This is a genomic window from Alkalispirochaeta alkalica DSM 8900, assembly GCF_000373545.1.
GTDB lineage: Bacteria > Spirochaetota > Spirochaetia > DSM-27196 > Alkalispirochaetaceae > Alkalispirochaeta > Alkalispirochaeta alkalica.
The window spans coordinates 44,047-62,202 of the sequence record NZ_KB891736.1 but is presented as its reverse complement, the minus strand read 5'-3'; the positions used below and the strand labels follow the sequence as shown (position 1 = coordinate 62,202).

The 18,156-nt window shown below is 58.9% G+C and carries 14 protein-coding genes; 4 read left to right on the top strand and 10 right to left on the bottom strand.

What is annotated here, in order from left to right; translation table 11 throughout:
- Positions 1 to 16: 16 nt before the first annotated feature.
- The 5 genes from B071_RS0111440 to B071_RS19975 all read right to left on the bottom strand — a co-directional run bounded on the left by B071_RS0111440 (position 17) and on the right by B071_RS19975 (position 4,045).
- The gene (locus B071_RS0111440) at positions 17 to 1,198 is read right to left on the bottom strand and encodes a hypothetical protein (RefSeq protein ID WP_018527219.1); all 1,182 of its coding nucleotides are present in this window, start codon (positions 1,196 to 1,198) and stop codon (positions 17 to 19) included.
- 11 nt (positions 1,199 to 1,209) lie between these two features.
- Positions 1,210 to 1,932: a fumarylacetoacetate hydrolase family protein gene (locus B071_RS0111435; protein ID WP_018527218.1), complete on the bottom strand. Its 723-nt coding sequence runs from the start codon at positions 1,930 to 1,932 to the stop codon at positions 1,210 to 1,212.
- Positions 1,929 to 2,564, bottom strand: a complete 636-nt coding sequence (locus B071_RS17330; protein WP_157703198.1) for a SanA/YdcF family protein — start codon at positions 2,562 to 2,564, stop codon at positions 1,929 to 1,931. The genes B071_RS0111435 and B071_RS17330 overlap by 4 nt, the downstream gene beginning before the upstream one ends.
- A 64-nt stretch (positions 2,565 to 2,628) precedes the next feature.
- Positions 2,629 to 3,330 carry a HEAT repeat domain-containing protein gene (locus tag B071_RS0111425; protein WP_018527216.1) on the bottom strand — a complete coding sequence of 234 codons (702 nt, stop codon included), beginning with the start codon at positions 3,328 to 3,330 and terminating at the stop codon, positions 2,629 to 2,631.
- Between the two features lie 46 nt (positions 3,331 to 3,376).
- Entirely contained in the window at positions 3,377 to 4,045 is a 669-nt protein-coding gene (locus B071_RS19975; RefSeq protein WP_051075301.1) for a hypothetical protein, read from the bottom strand.
- Positions 4,046 to 4,188: 143 nt separating this feature from the next.
- Between B071_RS19975 and B071_RS0111415 the strand changes: the two genes are divergently transcribed.
- Positions 4,189 to 6,108, top strand: a complete 1,920-nt coding sequence (locus B071_RS0111415) for a hypothetical protein (protein ID WP_018527214.1) — start codon at positions 4,189 to 4,191, stop codon at positions 6,106 to 6,108.
- Here the strand turns inward: B071_RS0111415 and B071_RS0111410 are convergent.
- Complete coding sequence (locus B071_RS0111410) at positions 6,105 to 8,039, bottom strand: PP2C family protein-serine/threonine phosphatase (protein ID WP_018527213.1); 1,935 nt, start codon at positions 8,037 to 8,039, stop codon at positions 6,105 to 6,107. The genes B071_RS0111415 and B071_RS0111410 overlap by 4 nt on opposite strands.
- Positions 8,040 to 8,076: 37 nt before the next feature.
- Positions 8,077 to 8,607 (bottom strand): GNAT family N-acetyltransferase, encoded by a 531-nt coding sequence (locus B071_RS17320; RefSeq protein WP_018527212.1) that lies wholly within the window; start codon positions 8,605 to 8,607, stop codon positions 8,077 to 8,079.
- A gap of 137 nt (positions 8,608 to 8,744) precedes the next feature.
- Between B071_RS17320 and B071_RS18595 the strand changes: the two genes are divergently transcribed.
- From B071_RS18595 to B071_RS17310, 3 genes are all read left to right on the top strand, one after another.
- Complete coding sequence (locus tag B071_RS18595; protein ID WP_083914902.1) at positions 8,745 to 10,601, top strand: GGDEF domain-containing protein; 1,857 nt, start codon at positions 8,745 to 8,747, stop codon at positions 10,599 to 10,601.
- A 122-nt stretch (positions 10,602 to 10,723) separates the two neighbouring features.
- Positions 10,724 to 12,691: a sensor histidine kinase gene (locus B071_RS0111390; RefSeq protein WP_018527209.1), complete on the top strand. Its 1,968-nt coding sequence runs from the start codon at positions 10,724 to 10,726 to the stop codon at positions 12,689 to 12,691.
- Complete coding sequence (locus B071_RS17310) at positions 12,660 to 15,029, top strand: methyl-accepting chemotaxis protein (protein WP_083914900.1); 2,370 nt, start codon at positions 12,660 to 12,662, stop codon at positions 15,027 to 15,029. The genes B071_RS0111390 and B071_RS17310 overlap by 32 nt, the downstream gene beginning before the upstream one ends.
- 70 nt (positions 15,030 to 15,099) lie before the next feature.
- Here the strand turns inward: B071_RS17310 and B071_RS17305 are convergent, their stop codons facing one another.
- From B071_RS17305 to B071_RS0111370, 3 genes are read right to left on the bottom strand one after another with little or no spacing between them, the layout of a single operon-like run.
- Positions 15,100 to 15,672 (bottom strand): chemotaxis protein CheW, encoded by a 573-nt coding sequence (locus B071_RS17305; protein ID WP_018527207.1) that lies wholly within the window; start codon positions 15,670 to 15,672, stop codon positions 15,100 to 15,102.
- On the bottom strand, positions 15,660 to 17,768 hold the full coding sequence (locus B071_RS0111375; RefSeq protein ID WP_018527206.1) for a chemotaxis protein CheA: 2,109 nt from the start codon (positions 17,766 to 17,768) through the stop codon (positions 15,660 to 15,662). The genes B071_RS17305 and B071_RS0111375 overlap by 13 nt, the downstream gene beginning before the upstream one ends.
- Positions 17,768 to 18,154, bottom strand: coding sequence for an STAS domain-containing protein (locus B071_RS0111370; RefSeq protein ID WP_018527205.1), 387 nt, complete (start codon positions 18,152 to 18,154; stop codon positions 17,768 to 17,770). Before B071_RS0111370 ends, B071_RS0111375 begins: the two co-directional genes overlap by 1 nt.
- Between the last annotated feature and the right edge of the window lie 2 nt (positions 18,155 to 18,156).

Sequence of the window (18,156 nt, the reverse complement as noted above, 5' to 3'; positions counted from 1 at the left end):
CGAGATTCCTTTCGTTTCAGACCCGATTTTCGGCTTTGTGATCCTCCCGGGGCGCTCGGGGCAGCGCCGGGGGATCGCATGAGAAATCGAGGGGCCTTCTGTTATCGGCGAGGCGTTGCACCAGAAAACTTCTGTCCAGATCAAGATCCTTCACAAGATCCCGCAACACCTGTTCGCTTATAAGGTTTTGCTCTGCAAAGAGATAGACCAGAGCTCGTTCTGCCAGACGAGGCACAACCAGAGCGTTTCTGCACAACTGGTCCCGCTCGGATTCCCCCCGATGGTGCTGGTATATCCATTGCCCCAGAGCTGAGTGGTCCGGGTCGCTGTGGAGAAGTCTCAACTCCTGCCGCAGATCCCCCAGATCGCCCGCAGCGGCCCTCTCACCGAGAGGTTTCAGAACAAGATAAGTGTATTCCTTGCCCGGCAGGACGTGATGCCCGCCACACCGGGTGGCGTAGTTTGGTTCCAGGCCGTCATCGTGCTGCTGATCTCCGCCCACGATAATCAGGGGATCAAAATAGAAGGCCGGACACTCCAGACCGTCCCTCACATAGTAGCGGTAGGTGTAGCTGGAGTCTTCCAGACAGTCCGGGTGCTCGCAGTAGGCGGTGAGGGGAAAGACATCCCGGGCAGCATCCAGCAGAAGACCCGCCGTATCGTTGAAAAGGGCATTCCGGAAGTTAAGGATCAGCGTGGGCAGAATAAAAACCAGCCCTCGCTCCGCCGTGAGACGGCGGATAACGTAGGCGATGCGTTCATCGTAGAAGGAGGCCTCATCGAGGATCCAGGTCCCTGTCTCGGGGTGTTCCTCCACAACCCGCTCGAGCTCAAAGGAACTGCTGATATCGGCAATAGATCCTCCCAGCTGTTCACAGCCTCCCCGGTAGGTCAGCACATCTTCAGGGGAGCCCTCGAAGCGGCGCTTATCCAGGCGGGAACGGAGAAAAAAGACCCGCCGAAGATCAGCTTTCGATCCACAAGGCCGGGTAAGCGCCCGGACGGAATCGCTCTTTTTCAGAACAATCCGGGAATCCCGCCAGACCTGGGCGGCAAAGGCGGTTTTGCCGGCACCCATGGGCCCCACGACGAGGATCACCCGCCCGGGGCGCCGAAAATCGAAATGATTCAGGGGGTGGTGAACCTGAAGTTTTGGCAAACCCAGGGTCTCGAAAAACGAGCGGTAATGTGAATCCATGCCGTCCGTACCTACGGGCACCGGGGGTCAAGAACGGGGTTCTGGAGGACACCGATACCCTGAATCTCCACCTCGATTACATCGCCGTGTACAAGGGGGCCGACCCCGGCGGGGGTTCCCGTGAGAATGATGTCCCCCTCACGCAGGGTGAAGTTGCGGGAGATAAAGGAGATAATCTCCCCGATGGGCGTGATCATCCGGGCCGTGGAGCCCTTCTGTACCACCTGGCCGTTGCGTCGGGTTATTATTTCCAGATCCTGGGGATTCGGCATCTCGGCGGCTGGTACAATCCGGGGACCCAAAGGAAGAAAGGTATCGAACGATTTCCCCCGAAACCATCCTGAACGATCCCCGTTCTGGAGATTGCGCTGGGAGACGTCGTTAGCGCAGGTGAAGCCGAAGATGTACTCCCCGGCACGAGAGGGGGGGATGTCACAGCCCTCCCGGCCGATAATAATGGCCAGCTCTCCCTCGTAATCGGTCCGTTCCTCCTGGAAAGAATAGTCCTCCAGAATCCGGGGAAGTCGAATCGCCTCGCCGGGACCGATGATCGATGAGGGCAACTTGGGAAAGAGAACCGGTTCCGGAGGAACATCGGTCCCAAACCCCTGGACCTTCACGGAGAGACTCTCCTGGATATGGTCGTGATAGTTCAGCCCCAGGGCAATAATTTTCTCGGGCTCTACGGTGTAGGTTCCCCCTCCTGCACAGGGAAGATTCAGCACCCTTTTCATGGCGCCGATTCTACGTCGAAAGGGGGCGTAAACTCAATGGGAGAACCCTGTTCCGTCTGTTCGGGCTCCGTCCGGAAGAGATACACATCGAGCACCGCCTGGACCCGTGCAAAATACTCCCGCAGGCGAACATAGAAGTGGAGCGCCCCCGTGGCATTTTCGGCCCCGAGACCCGTGGCCCCGATCCCGTGATGACCGGCAATAAAGAGAGCCCGTTCTACGTGAAAGGGCTGGGAAATAATCACAAACTGATCCTGACCGAAGACATGCTGCATCCGCCAGACCGAATCCAGAGTGCGAAGCCCGGCGTAGTCCAGCACGATCGCCGAGGAGTCTACGCCAGCCTCACGCAGGGCGTTGTACATACTCAGGGGCTCGTTGTAGCCGGCGCTCGAGTTGTCCCCACTGGCGACGATGGCGGAAACCCGGCCCGTCTCGTAGGCTCTGGCAGCAGCCTGGATACGGTGGTGGAAAAACTGGTTAGGCGCACCCGACCGGGTATACCGGCTCGTTCCCAGGAGCAGAACAACCGAACCGGCAGGAAGCTCCCGGGGATCGGTGATGATCTTTCCCTCGGCGGCGTGCTTCACCACGGCGTGGGAGAAAAAGATCACCAGCAAGACGAAGAGCACCCCAAGCCGGACCACCCGCCAAGCGGTGGAAAGGAACGAGAAGAAGCGGTGCGACATGGTTCGGTCAGCGACCGTGATCCCTCATATTCACGATTGCATCGACGGCACGCATACGCACCGTTCGTATGTAGGGACTCGAAGCTGTCTCGATCAGTGCGTTGATTACCTCCGGGTTGGCGAGCCCCCCGTTGGCCTCGGAGAGACGCTCCAGAGAAATGACGATCGAGTAAGCCAGGTTGTTATCCGGAGTAGACCGGGCATTTTCCCGCAGGAGGGTGTGCACCAGATAATCCGATACCTCGTTGTTCTGGTTCAGCCCGATCGAGCCCAGGGCGTACGCTGCCTCGGCCAGAACGACCACCTCGGGGTCATCGCGAAGAACCCTGAGCAGGGTATTTTTTGCCCGCTCCCCCCCTACCTGTCCGAGAAGCTCCGTGGCCTCCCTCCTGATCAGGGGGAAGTTGTTTACGATCGCCCCCTGGGAGCGAACCTGCCTGGAAACACCCTCGGAGGCGAGAGCTTCGAGGACCACAAAAACCCCGTCCGAGGTGACCCCCTGCTCTACCATGGCGCGTATACTGCGAAGCGCCAGACGCTTCATTTCGGGATCTGTTCCGAGTGCCTGACTGCGGAGGATCTGAAGCTCGATGTCCTGACTCAGAAACAAATCCTCAATAGTTCTGCCCGGAGCCCCTTCCTGCTCTTCCGCCATAACCCAAAGGGGCGCCATCAGCACCAAACCAAGCAGCACGTATCTCATTTTCATTGTGTCCCTCATCTCCCTGAAGCGAACTATACCAAAAAACTATACCTTAAAAGGTATCGATCTTCCAGACGTCATTAACATTTTTCAACAGGTACAACACGTAAGGCCGTTCGTTGATAACCATAATAGCTTCCACCACGTCCTCACTGAGGAAGACCAGATCATCGAGTCGGGCGTTTGCCCTGCTGGGAACGACGACAAAGGTGAAGTAGTCCTGCAAGGATCGCAGGACAATGTTGTTACGCACCAGCACGGTGCTCTGGGAATTCAGACGAAGCGTCTCAGGGTCCGAGTACACCCGAACGTACTGCTCCGTGAGACGATCCTTCCAGGCGGAGAAATCCCTGCGCCGGATAATGTCGTTCAGCTCAAGAATTGTTTCCTCCACCTCCAGAAAGGTCCTGTCATACACAGCCTCCGATACCACCGGGGGTTCAGGATCAGGCTCGGGTTCTGGTTCCGGCTCTGGTTCAGGTTCCGGTTCAGGTTCCGGCTCTGGCTCGGGTTCTGGCTCGGGTTCTGGCTCGGGCTCGGGTTCTGGCTCGGGTTCTGGTTCCGGCTCCAGCTCAGGTTCTGGTTCCGGACGGAACTCTTCCTGCAGGAAGGGCTCCTCCGGATCGTCTCCAGACTCAACCGAGGCACACCCTGACAGACCAACCACAAGACTTGCAAGAAAGAGAAGCAGAAGAAGGGTCAGCCCGCTACGGTCATTCATGAGGTAAGTGTAGCCGGGGCACAAGAGAAGTGTCAATTTTATTATGCGATCCCCGGGTTTATTGTAGAACCCGCAGGAATTATTGTTGCCCTGAGGCTTCTCTCTTCGTACAATGCAGGCTGGAGAGAAAAAAGGGAGTAACCATGGCCACTGTTCGGGATGTTCAGAAGATCATACACCGCTACGCTCGACACGTACGAGCTCCGCGCTTTTCCCTGATGTCACTCAGGGAGTATATTCCATCTTTCGTACGCCGCTACCAGGAGGATCACCCCGAACTCGAACTCCTCCTGGGACCGGAATCACAGGGATTGCTTCTGGGTCATCTGGAACAGCTGGAGCAGGCAGGAGTCATCGAACTTACCCGCGATCCTGCGTCGTTACTCCCCTCTTCCATATACTACAGCGCCTTCTATACGGCCGAAATCCAGCGGTGGTACACCCGCATGAACGATGACCGGACCCTCTCCTTTCCGGCCGAGGAGGACATTCCCGTAGCCATTCCGTCACACATCGTTCAGACCGTAGCAGTAGCTGAGAATCTGATGCACTGGATCGAATCGGAGGGAGAAGAACCGGGGCAGATTCTCCGGCTCCGTTTTCCCGACGGAATAAACCCCTTGATAACTACCGTGCGATCTCTCCGGGAACAGATGCTTCCGCTGGTCCTTGCAAAGATCAGGGACTATCTGCGCAGCGATAACGCCGCCAGTTTTATGGAAACAAAATTGAGGGCTATCTTCCGAAACCGGGAAATGCTGGTCAGGGACGAGATAGAAACTGCCCAAATTCGCCCGAACGAGGCCCTCCAGTCGATCCTGAAACCCAACGACTTCCAGTTTCACTTCTGGACCCAGATGTCCAGCATGATCATCAAGGAATACGCCCAGAAAGGGGAGAAGCTGGACCGGGAGCACGCCTTCTGCCAGGCAGCGTACCTCCTGGGCTACTACGTGGTGCACCACAAGACACGGATCCAAAAGGACCTGCAGCGGGAAGAAGCCCGGAAGGTCCTTCGGAAGCACCTCCAGAAACCGCCCTACGTGTTCGAACTTCATGACCTCTATATGCTTACCGATGATCGGGGCGTGCTCCTGACAAAGAAGATCGCCCGCTCCGATATCGAGACATGGATAGAGGAGATGCTGAAACGCCCCTCAGAACAGGATATCTCGGAACTCGTTTCCATAGACACCCCCGAGAAAAAAGGTCTCATCCTGCACTCGGCCCAGTACGTTCCGCTCCTGCTCCGCCTGGTCCAGTCAGCCACTCCGGTTCTGCGCCGCTCCCTGACGCACCGGATGCTCTCGGAACTGCAGAACGACCAGAGCGAAGACTGGCACAAGGATGATGCCGCCTTCGAATTTGAGCTTCTGGAGCAGGTCCGCCAGGAGTTCCCCCTCCTCTACGGCCTGGCCTCGTTCAAGACGCTCTTTCTCGTCGTGGACGGCCAGGAGCTGCCCCACCACGAAAAAACGAGCGCCATGGCCATGATCGACCGTTCGAAGCATTCCCTCCGGAGCTGGTCATCGATCCTCGGAATCACCCGGGAAGAGGTCTACCGTGATGCCCGAATACAACTCCCCTTCTGGATGGTGATCCCGGTCCTGGGAAGCATCATCCGGCTCTTCCGGGCGATGTTTTCCTCCACGGATCACAGGAAAAGACAAAAAGAAACGAACCAGAAGAAAAAGGCGCCCCCTCGCCCATCCAGTGGCCGGGGCAGGAAACAGCACTTCCAGGCGCACATCGCCGAGCTTCAGTCGCGGTATCTTTCACCCGGCCAGACTCCCCAGGAGCGGCTCGACCAGCTGCGGCAGTCCTGGAACCCCCTGATAGATCCCAGGGCCCACGAAAACCTCGTGCAGGATGTGAATACCCTCTGCCGTGACGTCCTGCGCCGTCGACGCTACGACCGCTCGCTTCAGCCACCGACGCCGGAGCATATCAAGGATCTCGCCGAAAAAATTGCGGCTTCCAGCTCCTTCGAGCGTATCAAGCGCCGAAAGGAACTGGAGACCTACCTGGAACTCTACATGCTCACTTTGCTCGGGAAGGTCTAGCCCTGGCCACGAAAGACAACCATCGTCATGTCATCCTGGGCAGCAGCTCCTTCCGCGAAGGCAGCCACTGACGAGACAACCCCGTCCAGAACAGCCCTGGCCCCGGGCGAGGCCTCGGCCGAAGATCCGGCCCCGTGCTGAAGGGCCCCCACCAACCGCTGAAGACCAAACTCGTGGCCCTGCCGGTTGACCGCTTCCAGAAATCCGTCGGTGTAGAGAACACCCCAGGAACCCGCCGGAAAGGGAACAGTCCGGGAAGGATAGCTCGCCGTTTGCTCGATCCCTACGGGAAGCCCTTCGACATCGCACTCTCCCCGAACCGTGCCCTCGGGGGTGAGCAGCAGGAGCGGGTGATGTCCTGCGCTCGCCACAGCGGCCTCTTCCCGGACTGTGTCGACAATCACGATTCCCACCGTAGCAAAACGGTCCTCACCGACACTGCCACTCACGGCTGTATTAATCATGCGAAGGACTTCCCCTGCATCGGCTGTCTCTTCCAGGGCGAGTCTGGCTGCAGTGCGGACGATCATCATCACCAGCGCCGCAGGAACCCCCTTGCCCGCTACATCGCTCACGATGAGCGCTACCCGGCTGGCACCGAGGGAGACAATATCGTAGTAGTCCCCCCCCACGCCCCGAACAGGACGACAGACCGCTGCGATCTCGACCCCCGCAGCCCTGACATCGGAGGGAGCCAGAAAGGATTCCTGTATGGTGGCGGCGATTTCCAGATCGCGCTCGACCCGCCGGGCCTGGAGAAGTTTCGCGTAGGCGGTGTAGTTTTCCATGGCCAGGGCCACAAAATTCACCATGCTCCGAGCTCGAGAGAGATCGGCCCGGTTGAAAAGCTGGGGATCATCACGGCGGGCGATCGACACAAGGCCCCATACTCCGCCGTTCACAATCAGGGGAAGGGTCATGAAGGAACGCAGGTGTAACACCCGATCCCGGGCATGGCCCGCCAGATCAGGATGTTTGGCCGCCTCGGGAACGAGAACCGCCTCTCCTGTCCTGAGGACATCACCCCAGACCGGTGTCACGAAACTCACAGGCACCTGAGTCAGGAAATTGCGGAGACCCTGGAGTTTTGTCTTCACAATGTCGGGCACCGGAAAGGGAGGCGGAAAAAACCCGTGTACCGCACGAACCCGGAAATCGCCGTCCAGTCTGGTGACTACGACACCAGAATCGGCACGGGTAGCACGCAGGATCGTCTCCAGCGCGGGATCGAGGATCAGGCGGGTATCTTTCTCCCGCAGATCACCCACCTTCGACATAAAATCAAAGATATAATCGGTGTTCTGCTGCTGAAACCGGACTTCCCGCTGGAACGCCCTGATTGCGCCGGGGATGAAAGCGCCTCCGGTGGACCAGAGGGGCAGTGTCCCTGCCAGAAGAAGGCCGACCTGAGCACCTCCCGATGCCAGCGGCCACAAGAGGAGCGCCAAGCCGCTGATTGCCAGGGCTGTTCCCAGATGGGGGCGCACCTCCTCGACCTCCCGGGCTGAGGAGAGATTGTATCTGTCTACCCTGAACAGGGCGATCCCCGCGAGCCCCGCCAGAAGCGACGGCAGGAAAAATGACCGCCGATACGCTCCTGCGGGGAAGAGAAGACACAAGGCCCCTATTCCAAGGGCGAGGGCGATCGCCGTCCAGAGCGTCCTGTTGGACCGCCGGTAAAACCCCGTCCAGGCGATGAAGCAGAGGAAGGCCCCGGCGAATCCCCAGGAAAGGGCAAGCCTTTGGACCAGGAGAGGCAGGGGCACAAACCAGATGATCCCGTCACGGACAAGAAGAATGAGAGCCGCCAGGATGAGCGGTCTGGCGTCGTCGCGGTTGCAGAGACGGGCAAAAGAGACAAGGACGACAACGAGAGCGAGAGAGAAAAAGAAAAGAACCCCGGCAGACGAAACGGTGATATTGTTGACCATTGGGTACCTTTCAAGCTACCACCGGGAGGGGTTCGGGTCAATCGGTGATGAGCGGATCCGGAGCCGATTCGCTTTTCGGTGGAACGGTGAGAGGAATCCCGGCGAAGCGCTCCAGATCGGCTCCATCGAGGCGGTAATACTCCTTCTCCGACACGGTCCGTGCTCCCAGCTCCCGGTAGAATGCTCCTGCTCCGGGGTTTGTCCTTTCTGCAGTCCAGTCGAAGCGACTGCATCCCCTGGAACAGGCAAGGCGCGCCAGGTATTTCATCATCTTCTTTCCCACGCCCCGACCTCGCGCTCCAGGAGAAACAAAGAGTTCCTTCATGTAGAGCTGGCCCGACCTGCAGGGCGCAGGATACAGGATCGCATACGTGGCGAAGGCCAGAATCTGCTCCCCTTCGCACGCCACAATCACGGCCCCTCCCGAAGGTTCGTCCAGGATTCTTTCCAGATAGGAACGGGCCTCTTCAGAGGTGCTTTCCTTCCTTCCCCGGTAAAAGGTCTCCCAGTCATGCACAAGCGGAACCAGAGCCCGGCACAGGCCGGCCTCCAGGGGCCTGATCTTCATCGTCTTCCCCCTTAGACCTCTATCCCCGGACCCCGCCATACCCGCAGGGCGTGGACGGGTCCGTGAAGCATGCACAACAACCGTGCAATCCGACAATTCAGGTCTCACAAATCAACACAGATTATTATAATGGGAATATGTCTGGACGGGTGGCTTCTTTTTGCGCAGTACTATTTCTCCTTCCGGGTCTGGCGCAGCCCCTGCCGGGAGAGATCCGGGAGGCCCTTCTCCTTCAGGAGAATCTCTCCTTCGGCGGCGTCCAGGGAGGCCAGCCCCGGAGGCCGAAAGAGGCCATCCTCCTTCGAGAGCCCTTTTTTTTGGACGCCATAGCCCGAAGCATGCTTTTTTCCCCAGGTCGCGAAGAGGAATGGTACGGTAATATTCCTCCCGGGCCAGGCCGCCCGGGGAGAGAAGCAGCCGCTTTTCCGGAAACTTTCAGGGATCTTCCCGAAGCCCCCGGGGGCCTTCGGGAGCTGGAGGCCCTTCCCCACCACTACCCGTCCCGGTCCTTCAGGGGGGGGATTTACCGCATCACACTCCCCCCGATCACCGTGGACAGCGGGGTCAGCCCCGCCCTGAAACTGGGCCACGTGGTCGATTTTGACACGGTCTACGTAAACGGCCGCTTCCTGGGACGCAACGGCGGAATAAACCTGGGCGGAGCCGATGAAGCCTTCGGGATATCCCGGCTCTATCGTGTACCCGGACACTATCTCTACCGGGACAGGGAGAACACCATCTCGATCTACACCTCGGCCAGGCCCTGGGGGCAGGCGGGGCTCTACTCCCGCCCCCTCCTGGGGCCGTATGATCATTTCACGCGCCAGCGCGCCCTGACCGATACGATCAAACAGATGCTTACCGCCTGCTACGCCATGACGGGACTTTTTTTCCTCACTCTTTTCATTCGCCGAAAAGCACTGCGGGAGCACCTCTTTTACGGTCTCTTCTGCCTGGCCGTGGCGATCTATTTCTTTTTCCGGATCCAGACAAACCTCATCGTTTTTGACAACTACGCCAGAGCGGCCCGGTTTGAGCTGGGATCTCTCTGGGCCGCCATACCGCTCTTTATGCTCTTCGTCATGACCTACTTCAAGGAACCGCTCAGGGCGATCCACGGCGCCTATCTGGCCCTGTCGGCAGTCTTCCTTCTCCTGATCCCTCTGCACCCCAGCACACTCTTCCTGACACGGCTTAATTTCTCGGTGGTCCAGATCTCCTGGATATTTCCGCTGGCAGTGGTCATGCGAACCCTCTTCAGGAACTTCCGCAGTTCACCGGCGGCTTATCTCATGTTTGTCTCTTCCCTGATTATGGTCTTCCTGGTCCTGGTGGATATCTACATCAGCAGAAACTATCGGGGAAGCAGCAACATGGCCTTTATCACCCAATACGCGCTCTTCCCCTACACCATGACCATAGCCCTGGCCACGATCCACACCCTGGTTCGTCTGTACGACGAGGTAGAACGACTCACCCTGCTGGCCCACCGGGACAGCCTCACGGGAGCCTTCACGCGACACCAGGGAGAGAAGCTCGCCGTGGCGCTCCTGGACCAGGCAGCCCGCACCTCCAAACCCGTGAGTTTTATGGTCATGGACCTGGATCATTTCAAGGTGGTGAACGACACCTACGGTCACGCAGCAGGGGACATCGTGCTCCGACGGATCGGAGAGCTCCTGCGAAACACCTTTCGCAAAAAGGACCTGATCTTTCGTTTTGGGGGAGAAGAGTTCTGCCTCCTCTTGCCCGAGACCTCCCGCTCCGAGGCACAGGCGATCGCAGAACGACTCAGAAAGACCGTGGAATCTCTGACACTATCCGAGATCTCTCCCGACCTGAGGTTGAGTACGAGTATTGGCATCTCGGTCTACCCCGAATGCGGAGCATCCCAGGAGGAGCTCTTCCAGAAGGCCGACCAGGCGCTCTACGCTGCCAAACAGCAGGGGCGCAACAGGGTGATCTGCACCGCCCCGAGCTCCCGTCCGGGGTAATATATATCGTTTATTTTCTGAATATTCCTCCACTTTCTCTCTCCGAACGAGCGAACCGTGATATCATTGTCCCCGTCGGCAACGACCACTACCCGCGATGACCTGCACCGGCAGGGTCCGTCGTGGCAATCTGGAGGGACACCCTGAAATCCCGGACTCCCGCCTTGCAGAAGCAACCGGTCCTGATCCTGGGGGTGCTTATCCTCCTCGGGACCTGGTCCATAACTTTTTGGGTGGTCCGGAAGGATTACCAGCTGGAGCGAGGCCGGGGAGAGGACTACACCCGCAACCTTGCTACCGTCCTGGAGAAACACGCCAGCGGGACCTTTTCGCAAATCGAGTCGTCCCTGCTTCTCCTCCGGGAGAACTGGGAGGGTGGTATCAGTCCTGAAGAGATGAGCAACCTCCTTCAGATCTTTGTCGCCTCCCGCAGTTCTCTCTTTAATCTCATATCGGTGATAGACGCTTTGGGGCAGGTGGTGGCAACAAACCAGCCGGACTTTGACCCCACCTTCAGCGGTGACCGTCCTTTCTTCCTGCACCATCGGGAATCTCCCTGGCGGGGCCCTCTTCTGGGGGAGCCAACCCTGGGGCGACTTACCGGAAAGTGGTATCTCCCGGTGAGCCTGCGCCTGGAAGACCGGGAGGGGAAATTTTCCGGGGTTCTCCTGGCCTCGGTAAACCCCTTCTATTTCTCGGGGCTTTTTCAGGAACTCCAGATGGACCGGGGGACGCTCATCTACCTCTTTGACCGTCAGGGAACGGTATACACGGGGCTCAAGGACGGTCACGAACTCGATCTGGCCAGGGGCATCACCAGTTTCCCCGATAGCACAGGTCACGAGGTTTCAGACAAAGGAACCTTCTCGGGAGTTGCCGTGAGCGGTTTTGATCAGGTCCGCCGCATCCAGCACCACCGTCCGTTAAGGAATCGCGATATCCACGTGGCCGTAGAGACAGATTTCTCCTTCTGGATGCAGCGAGTTTCCCTGAGACGCTCCTACTATCTGATCATGCAGATTATCTTCTCGGCCGCCGTGATACTGGGCATAGCGCACCTGCGCCAGCTCCTGGCGTCCAGAGAAGCGGCAAGCCGGGAGCTGGACAGGTTCTTTTCGTCCGCCATCGATCTGCTCTGCATTGCCACCAGCGAGGGCACACTCCTGCGGGTTAACCGGGAGTGGGAGAAGACCCTGGGATATCCCCTGGAGGAGATCGAAAACACGCCCTTTCTCTCCTTTGTCCACCCCGATGATCTCCCGGAAACCCTGAGAATGCTGGAGGAGCTGAAAAGCCGGGGAAGGGTGGAGAACTTTATCAACCGCTATCGCAGAAAAGACGGCCAGTATCGGTACATCGAGTGGCGAACAAGACCTCACGGGGATCTGCTCTACGCCGCAGCCCGGGACATTACCGACCGGATCCGGACAGAACAGCGCTTGCGCGCGGCCGAGGAAGAGCTCCGGCAGCAACTGACAGAGAAGGAGACCCTCCTGGGCGAGCTGAATCATCGCGTCAAGAACAACCTTTCCGTCGTAGCGGGACTCCTGAACCTCCAGGCCGAGGAGGTTGAATCCCCCGAGGAAGCCGTGAATGCCCTCGTAAAGAGTCGGGACCGCATCATGGCCATGTCCGTGGTACACCAGATGCTCTACTCAACCCGGGACTGCTCGAGCATTTCCCTGGCAGAGTATATCAGGGAGATCTCGCACCATCTGGCCCACGCCCACGGACACCGGCGGATCTCCCTGGAGTTCGACCTGGAGGAGCTTTTTGCCGGGGTCGAGACGGCGATCCCCCTGGGGATCATCCTGAACGAGCTCATAACAAACGCCTTCAAGCACGCCTTCCCCGATCCCCGTGAGGAGGCGACACTCCGGATGACTCTTTCGCAGCACCCCACCTTCATGAGGCTCACCGTTTGCGATAACGGCTCGGGGTTCCAGGATGCCCCATCGGAGGGCACCTCTCTGGGCATGACCCTGGTGAGGATGCTGGTAAAACAAATCGGGGGGACCCTGACAATTCGAAACACCCGGGGCAGTTTTTTCCAGATCGATGTGCCGGAGGGGGGCTCCCGCCGGTCCTGAGCCTCCTCCCGATGTCCTCTCCGATAATCCTGTACGATTTACCCCCCTCATTCGCGTACTATCTCTGATCAACTGGAATTGTCAGGCAGAACCGACTCTTCGGGCGGCCTGGGCATTGAAATTCTCTACGAAGAAACAGGATATCCCCATGAACGACCACAGCGTGACGAAACAGCCTGCCACCCCCGGGACCCCCGAGGACGTCCCGGTTTCTGCTGACCCGACGGGAACCATCGGGAAATCGGACGACAGGAAATCCCCCAGCACCTCCCTCATCAGGCCACGCGGGGAAAAGATTCCGGGCCGGAAAGCTTTCAGACTACAGACAAAACTCGGCCTGCTCCTCTTCTTCCTGGCTGCTGCTATTATCGCGATCTTCTCCGTGGCGGGATTCCTCTCCTCCAGAACGCTTTCGAACCGCCTGATCTTTCAGGGGCTCAGGCAGGATCTCGCGTCGCTCCAGCAGAGCGTGGAGAGCTGGGCCCAGAAAAAGCTCGTCCTTATCGACAGCGTGGGCCACACCCTGGAGACCCCCGGGATGTACGAGACCCTTCGTCAGTTTGGTCCTGGCCACGTAAATCATCATCCCTTTCTGCAATCCTCGGGCTACGACGATGCCGTGGGCACCCTCTACCTCGCCTTCCGCGATGGCGTTCACACCACCGGGAGCGCCTGGAATATACCCGACGACTACGACCCTCGCGAAAGGGGGTGGTACCAGACCGCACAAAGCCAGACGGGCCCCGGCTTCTCCGATTCCTACGTCGATGCTCATACGGGGAACCTGGTCATAACCGCCGCGCGCCCCCTGCGTGACCAGGAAGGGGAAATCTTCGGTGTTCTGGCAACGGACATCTCCCTGGGTCAGATAACCGAGGCGATCTCGGAATACTGTCTGGGCGAGGGAGGATACGCCTTTCTTGTAAACCAGGAGGGTTCGCTCCTGGCTCATCCCGATACGGAACNTGCAGGCACCTCCCTTGAGGAAATAGACGGCTACGCCGAGGTCGCCAGGGGTATCCTCGGGAAAGGTAGCGGAGAATCCGGGGGACGACAGTTCTCCACAACCATCGCGGGACGTCCCCACATCATCCGCACGGTCACCCTGGAAAACTTCGGGTGGCACTTGGCCATGGCTGTACCAGGAGAAGCCCTCCTGGTCCCCCTGCGGAGGCTGAACAGGCAGTTTTTTCTCCTGGGAGTTATCTCGCTGGCTGCGGTGACGCTTGTATCATCCCTGCTTGGACGTCGTCTCGCACAACCGGTGCAGGAACTCTCGCAGTATCTCGATGTGCTGGCCCGAGGGGATCTGGATCACCCTGTCCCGCCCCGGACAACAGAACGGAGCGACGAGATAGGAACCCTTGCCGTGAGCGTCCAGACCCTGCAGCAGCGCTTTTCTGAAGTTGTCACATCGATTGGGGAGATATCGGGACGGGTTAATACAGATAGCGGTCTCCTTCGGGAGATCGGCCAGGAAGCGGCCCGAGGAGCCGAAAAAATGGCCGTTGTTGCCCAGCAGCTCTCGGAAGGGTCTTCCCAACAGGCCGCATCGGTGGAGGAGGTCTCGTCGGCCATGGAAGAGATGGCCGCCAACATCCGGCAGAGCGCAGACAACGCCGAAGCCACCGAAAAGATCGCCCTCCAGTCCTCCCAGAAGGCAGAACAGAGCGGTCAGGCCGCCANNGAAGCCGTGGAGGCGATGAAACAGATCGCTGACAANATTGTCATCATCGAAGANATCGCCCGGGAGACNAANATGCTNTCCCTCAACGCCGCCATCGAGGCCGCCCGGGCCGGCGAACAGGGCAAGGGGTTCGCCGTCGTTGCCGCCCAGGTGAGAAAACTCGCCGAGAACTCCGCCGGTGCGGCCAGAGAGATCGGAGCGCTCAGCGCGCGATCCATGGAGACCGTCCAGAACGCCGGGGCCCTCCTGGAAGAAACAGTCCCCCGGATCAGGCAGACCGCAGACCTGGTTCAGGAGATCACCGCCTCGGCCCGGGAGATGAGCACCGGCGCCCGCCAGGTGAGCGAGGCCATGGTTCAGCTCGATACCATGGTCCAGCAGAACGCCGCCGCCGCCGAAGAGGTGGCCGCCACGAGCGAAAACCAGTCGGACCAGACGAGAGCGCTCTCGCTCGCAACCCGGGAGCTGCAAGATCAGGCCCGTTCTCTGGCGGAGATCGTGGCATCCTTCACCCTCTCTTCGGAGGGAGTCGCTGCCGGGACACAGGACCCCTTCGCTCTTCCCCCGTCGTCGCACGAGGCAGACCGGCTCCGAAGGGTTTCATCCGGGGAAGGTTTCCCGAAAGAGGGTACGGATGATGACGTAGCTTGAAAAACCTCGGGGCGAGGGATCGACTCCCTCGCCCTGCTCTTCCGCCCGGCGGAGCTCCGGGGTGATCCGGCTAGTTCGCTTCCTCGGCCGATTCGTTTAACCGACAGATCTCCTGAACGCTAAAGACCTTGTCTATATCGAGGATGATGATGAATTCGTCGTTCCGTTTCCCCATTCCCTGAATAAAGGAGTTCTCCAGGGCGGTTCCGAACTTCGGTGCCGGCTCTATGCACCCCGAGGGAAGATCAATCACTTCCTGAACAGAATCGGTGAGGGCTCCCAGAATCGCCACCTCTCCCTGGACCGTTACTTCCATGACTATTATTGCCGTGTCGATGGTCTCTTCGGTTCGGTCCATACCGAACTTTTGTTTCAGATCGATCACGGGAACGACCGTCCCCCGCAGGTTGATAATTCCCCGAACGTATTCCAGTGTTTTGGGGACCTTCACAATACGAGGNAGTTCCAGGACTTCCCGGACCCGATCCACCTCTACACCGTATTGTTCTCCGGCCACGGTAAAGGTGAGAAGCTGTACTTCCCGGGCCGTCTCTCCAGAGGGGGCCTCCTTCGCCCTCTCCCCGACTGAACCGGCTGAATCGACTGAATCCCCTCGGTCCGAGTTTTCCCTTATCTGCTGCATAGAAGTTCCTCCTTGGTTTTTTTTGCGTTTTTCCCGCTCCTGTGGCTATCCTCATGACCACAGAGAGACTCCAGAAGACGGGGGATATCGAGGATCAGCGAGATTCCTCCATCCCCCAGAATGGTAGAGCTGCTGATCTCGGCTGTTTTCCCGGGAACACCCTTCAGGGGCTTGATCACCACCTGGCTCTGACCGATGATCTCGTCTACGACGATACCGCCCCGGGTAAATCCCGAATCCACTACGACCACGTGAGCGACCCCGGGAGGGGCCCCCTCGATCCCCAGATGTCCTCGCAGGTTCACCAGAGGCAGAGGGCTCCCCTGGTGCCGTATAACTCCCTGGTTCGACGCCAGAAACTCCCGGGCACCGGGGAGAAGAAAACATTCCCTCACATCGTTCAGGTGGATCGAGAAGTGGTGATCCCCCACACGAACCTGAAGGCTGTCGATGATCGCCAGCGTGAGAGGTATCCTGATGGTGAAGGTCGTTCCCTGACCCTCACGATAGTCGAGGAAGAGGTGCCCCGCCAGTTTTTCCACTTCTGCCAGTACGGCGTCGGTTCCTACACCCCGTCCCGAAACGGAGGTGACCTTCGAGGCCGTGGAGAACCCCGGCCGGGAGATGATTCCCAGGACATCCTCGCGGGACACCGAACTGTCCGGGGAGATGAGCCCCTGGGAGACCGCTTTCTGACGAACTTTCTCCAGGCTGACCCCTGCTCCGTCGTCGGCCACGTCTATCTCCACCTGGGACCCCACGTAGCGGGCCCGCAGGGATATCTTTCCCCGGGGAGATTTTCCCTGATCCCTGCGCTGTTGCGGCGCTTCGATGCCGTGATCCATGCTGTTGCGGATCATGTGAACCAGACAGGATTTCAGGGAGTCCATCACCGTTTTATCCAGCTCTGTTTCGCCTCCCGTGATTTCGAGGTCCACCTCTTTTCCCGTTTCTACCGAAAGGTCACGGACAAGTCGACGAAAACCGGCGAACATGGTTTGCAGGGGGACGAGTCGCATTCCCATGATCCGTTCGCGCAGATCACTCACAAGAAAGTCGAGCTCTTCGCTGATGTCCTCCAGCAAGGGGTCCCGTGCATCGAGGGCGTGCAGGGACAGGCGCTCCTTCAGGGTTACCAGCTCCCCCACGAGATCAACGGCGGCGTTCACTTTCTGGTCCGACACCAGAAGGGACGAGGGCTGAACGGGCTGGTCCCGGTGCTTCTTCTGCTCCTGCAGGAATCGCTGTTCGCCCAGAGCTGTCTCGAGCTCTTCCTCATCAACAAAGCCGTGCATCACCGCCAGTTCACCAAGTTTCTTGTTCTGTTTCTGGGCCTCGAGGAGGTTCTGAATCTGCTCGTCCGTGATATGACACCGGCGCTGGAGAATTTCCCCCAGCAGCGGTGTCCTGTCTCCGTCCCAGTCGAAGGGGACCTCTTCGATCGAGAGGGTGCTCTCCGATTCCACGAAGAGGAAGATCTCCCGGATCGCCTGCTCCTCCGCCGGAGTTACCAGGAGAATATCGAAATCCAGATAGCACAGGGCGGGATCGAAGGAATCCCAGGGAGGCAGTCTGAGATCATGGGAACTGATCTGTACCGAGCCCAGCGATGCGAGATCCCGAAAAAGGCCCGTCAGGCTTGTTCCGTTTTGGAGGATCTCCGGCGACGGGTGGAACCTGAGATGAAAAACGCGGTTTTGTGGCTCCTCTGCATCCCCGCAGGCGCTCTCCGAGGTCTGGTCGCGGGCATCTTCTGTTACCTGCGCCCACCCCTCCAGGGATGGCTGAAGATCGGGGTCTTCCAGCATGGCCGCAATCCTGTCGAGCCCGGCCAGGGATTCCTCTATCACCCCCCGGGTAACGGTGATTACTCCCGACCGGATTTTGTCGAAGGCACTCTCCATGACGTGGGCCTGGGCCGAGATGTTCTCGAAACCGAACATGGAACCGGACCCTTTCAGGGTATGGAGGTTCCTGAAAATTGTCTGGAGCAGTCCCTCGTCCCGGGGATTCTCCTCAAGCGATACCAGATCCTGCTCCAGAGTGTGAAGGAGCGAACGCGATTCCTGAAGAAAGAGGTCCGGTGAAAAATCCATCAGACTCCACCTTCCCGGGAGATTCCGCAGAGAGAAAGAAGATCCTCCTCGGGGGGCACATCCCGGCCAGCGAACAACTCGGGGAAATACTGATGACACCCCAGATCGATGATCGCCTCGTGCACGGCCGGGGACATGAGGGAGATGAAATCCACCGCCACTCCCCTGACAAAGGCCTCCCGCTGGAGGATGATCAGGATCTGGACGAAGGGGAGTCCTGCGGCCGTGACGGATCCGGTATCAACCAGGATGGTTTCGTCGCGGCCGGTCTGTTTGAGCACCTCGTGGAACTCTGCAAAGATACCGGCGGCGTCGCGGAGGGAAATGTCGCCGCCGAGGGTTATCCGAAATCCCCGGGGGGTCTTGTCAACGGAAATATGTGCCATAC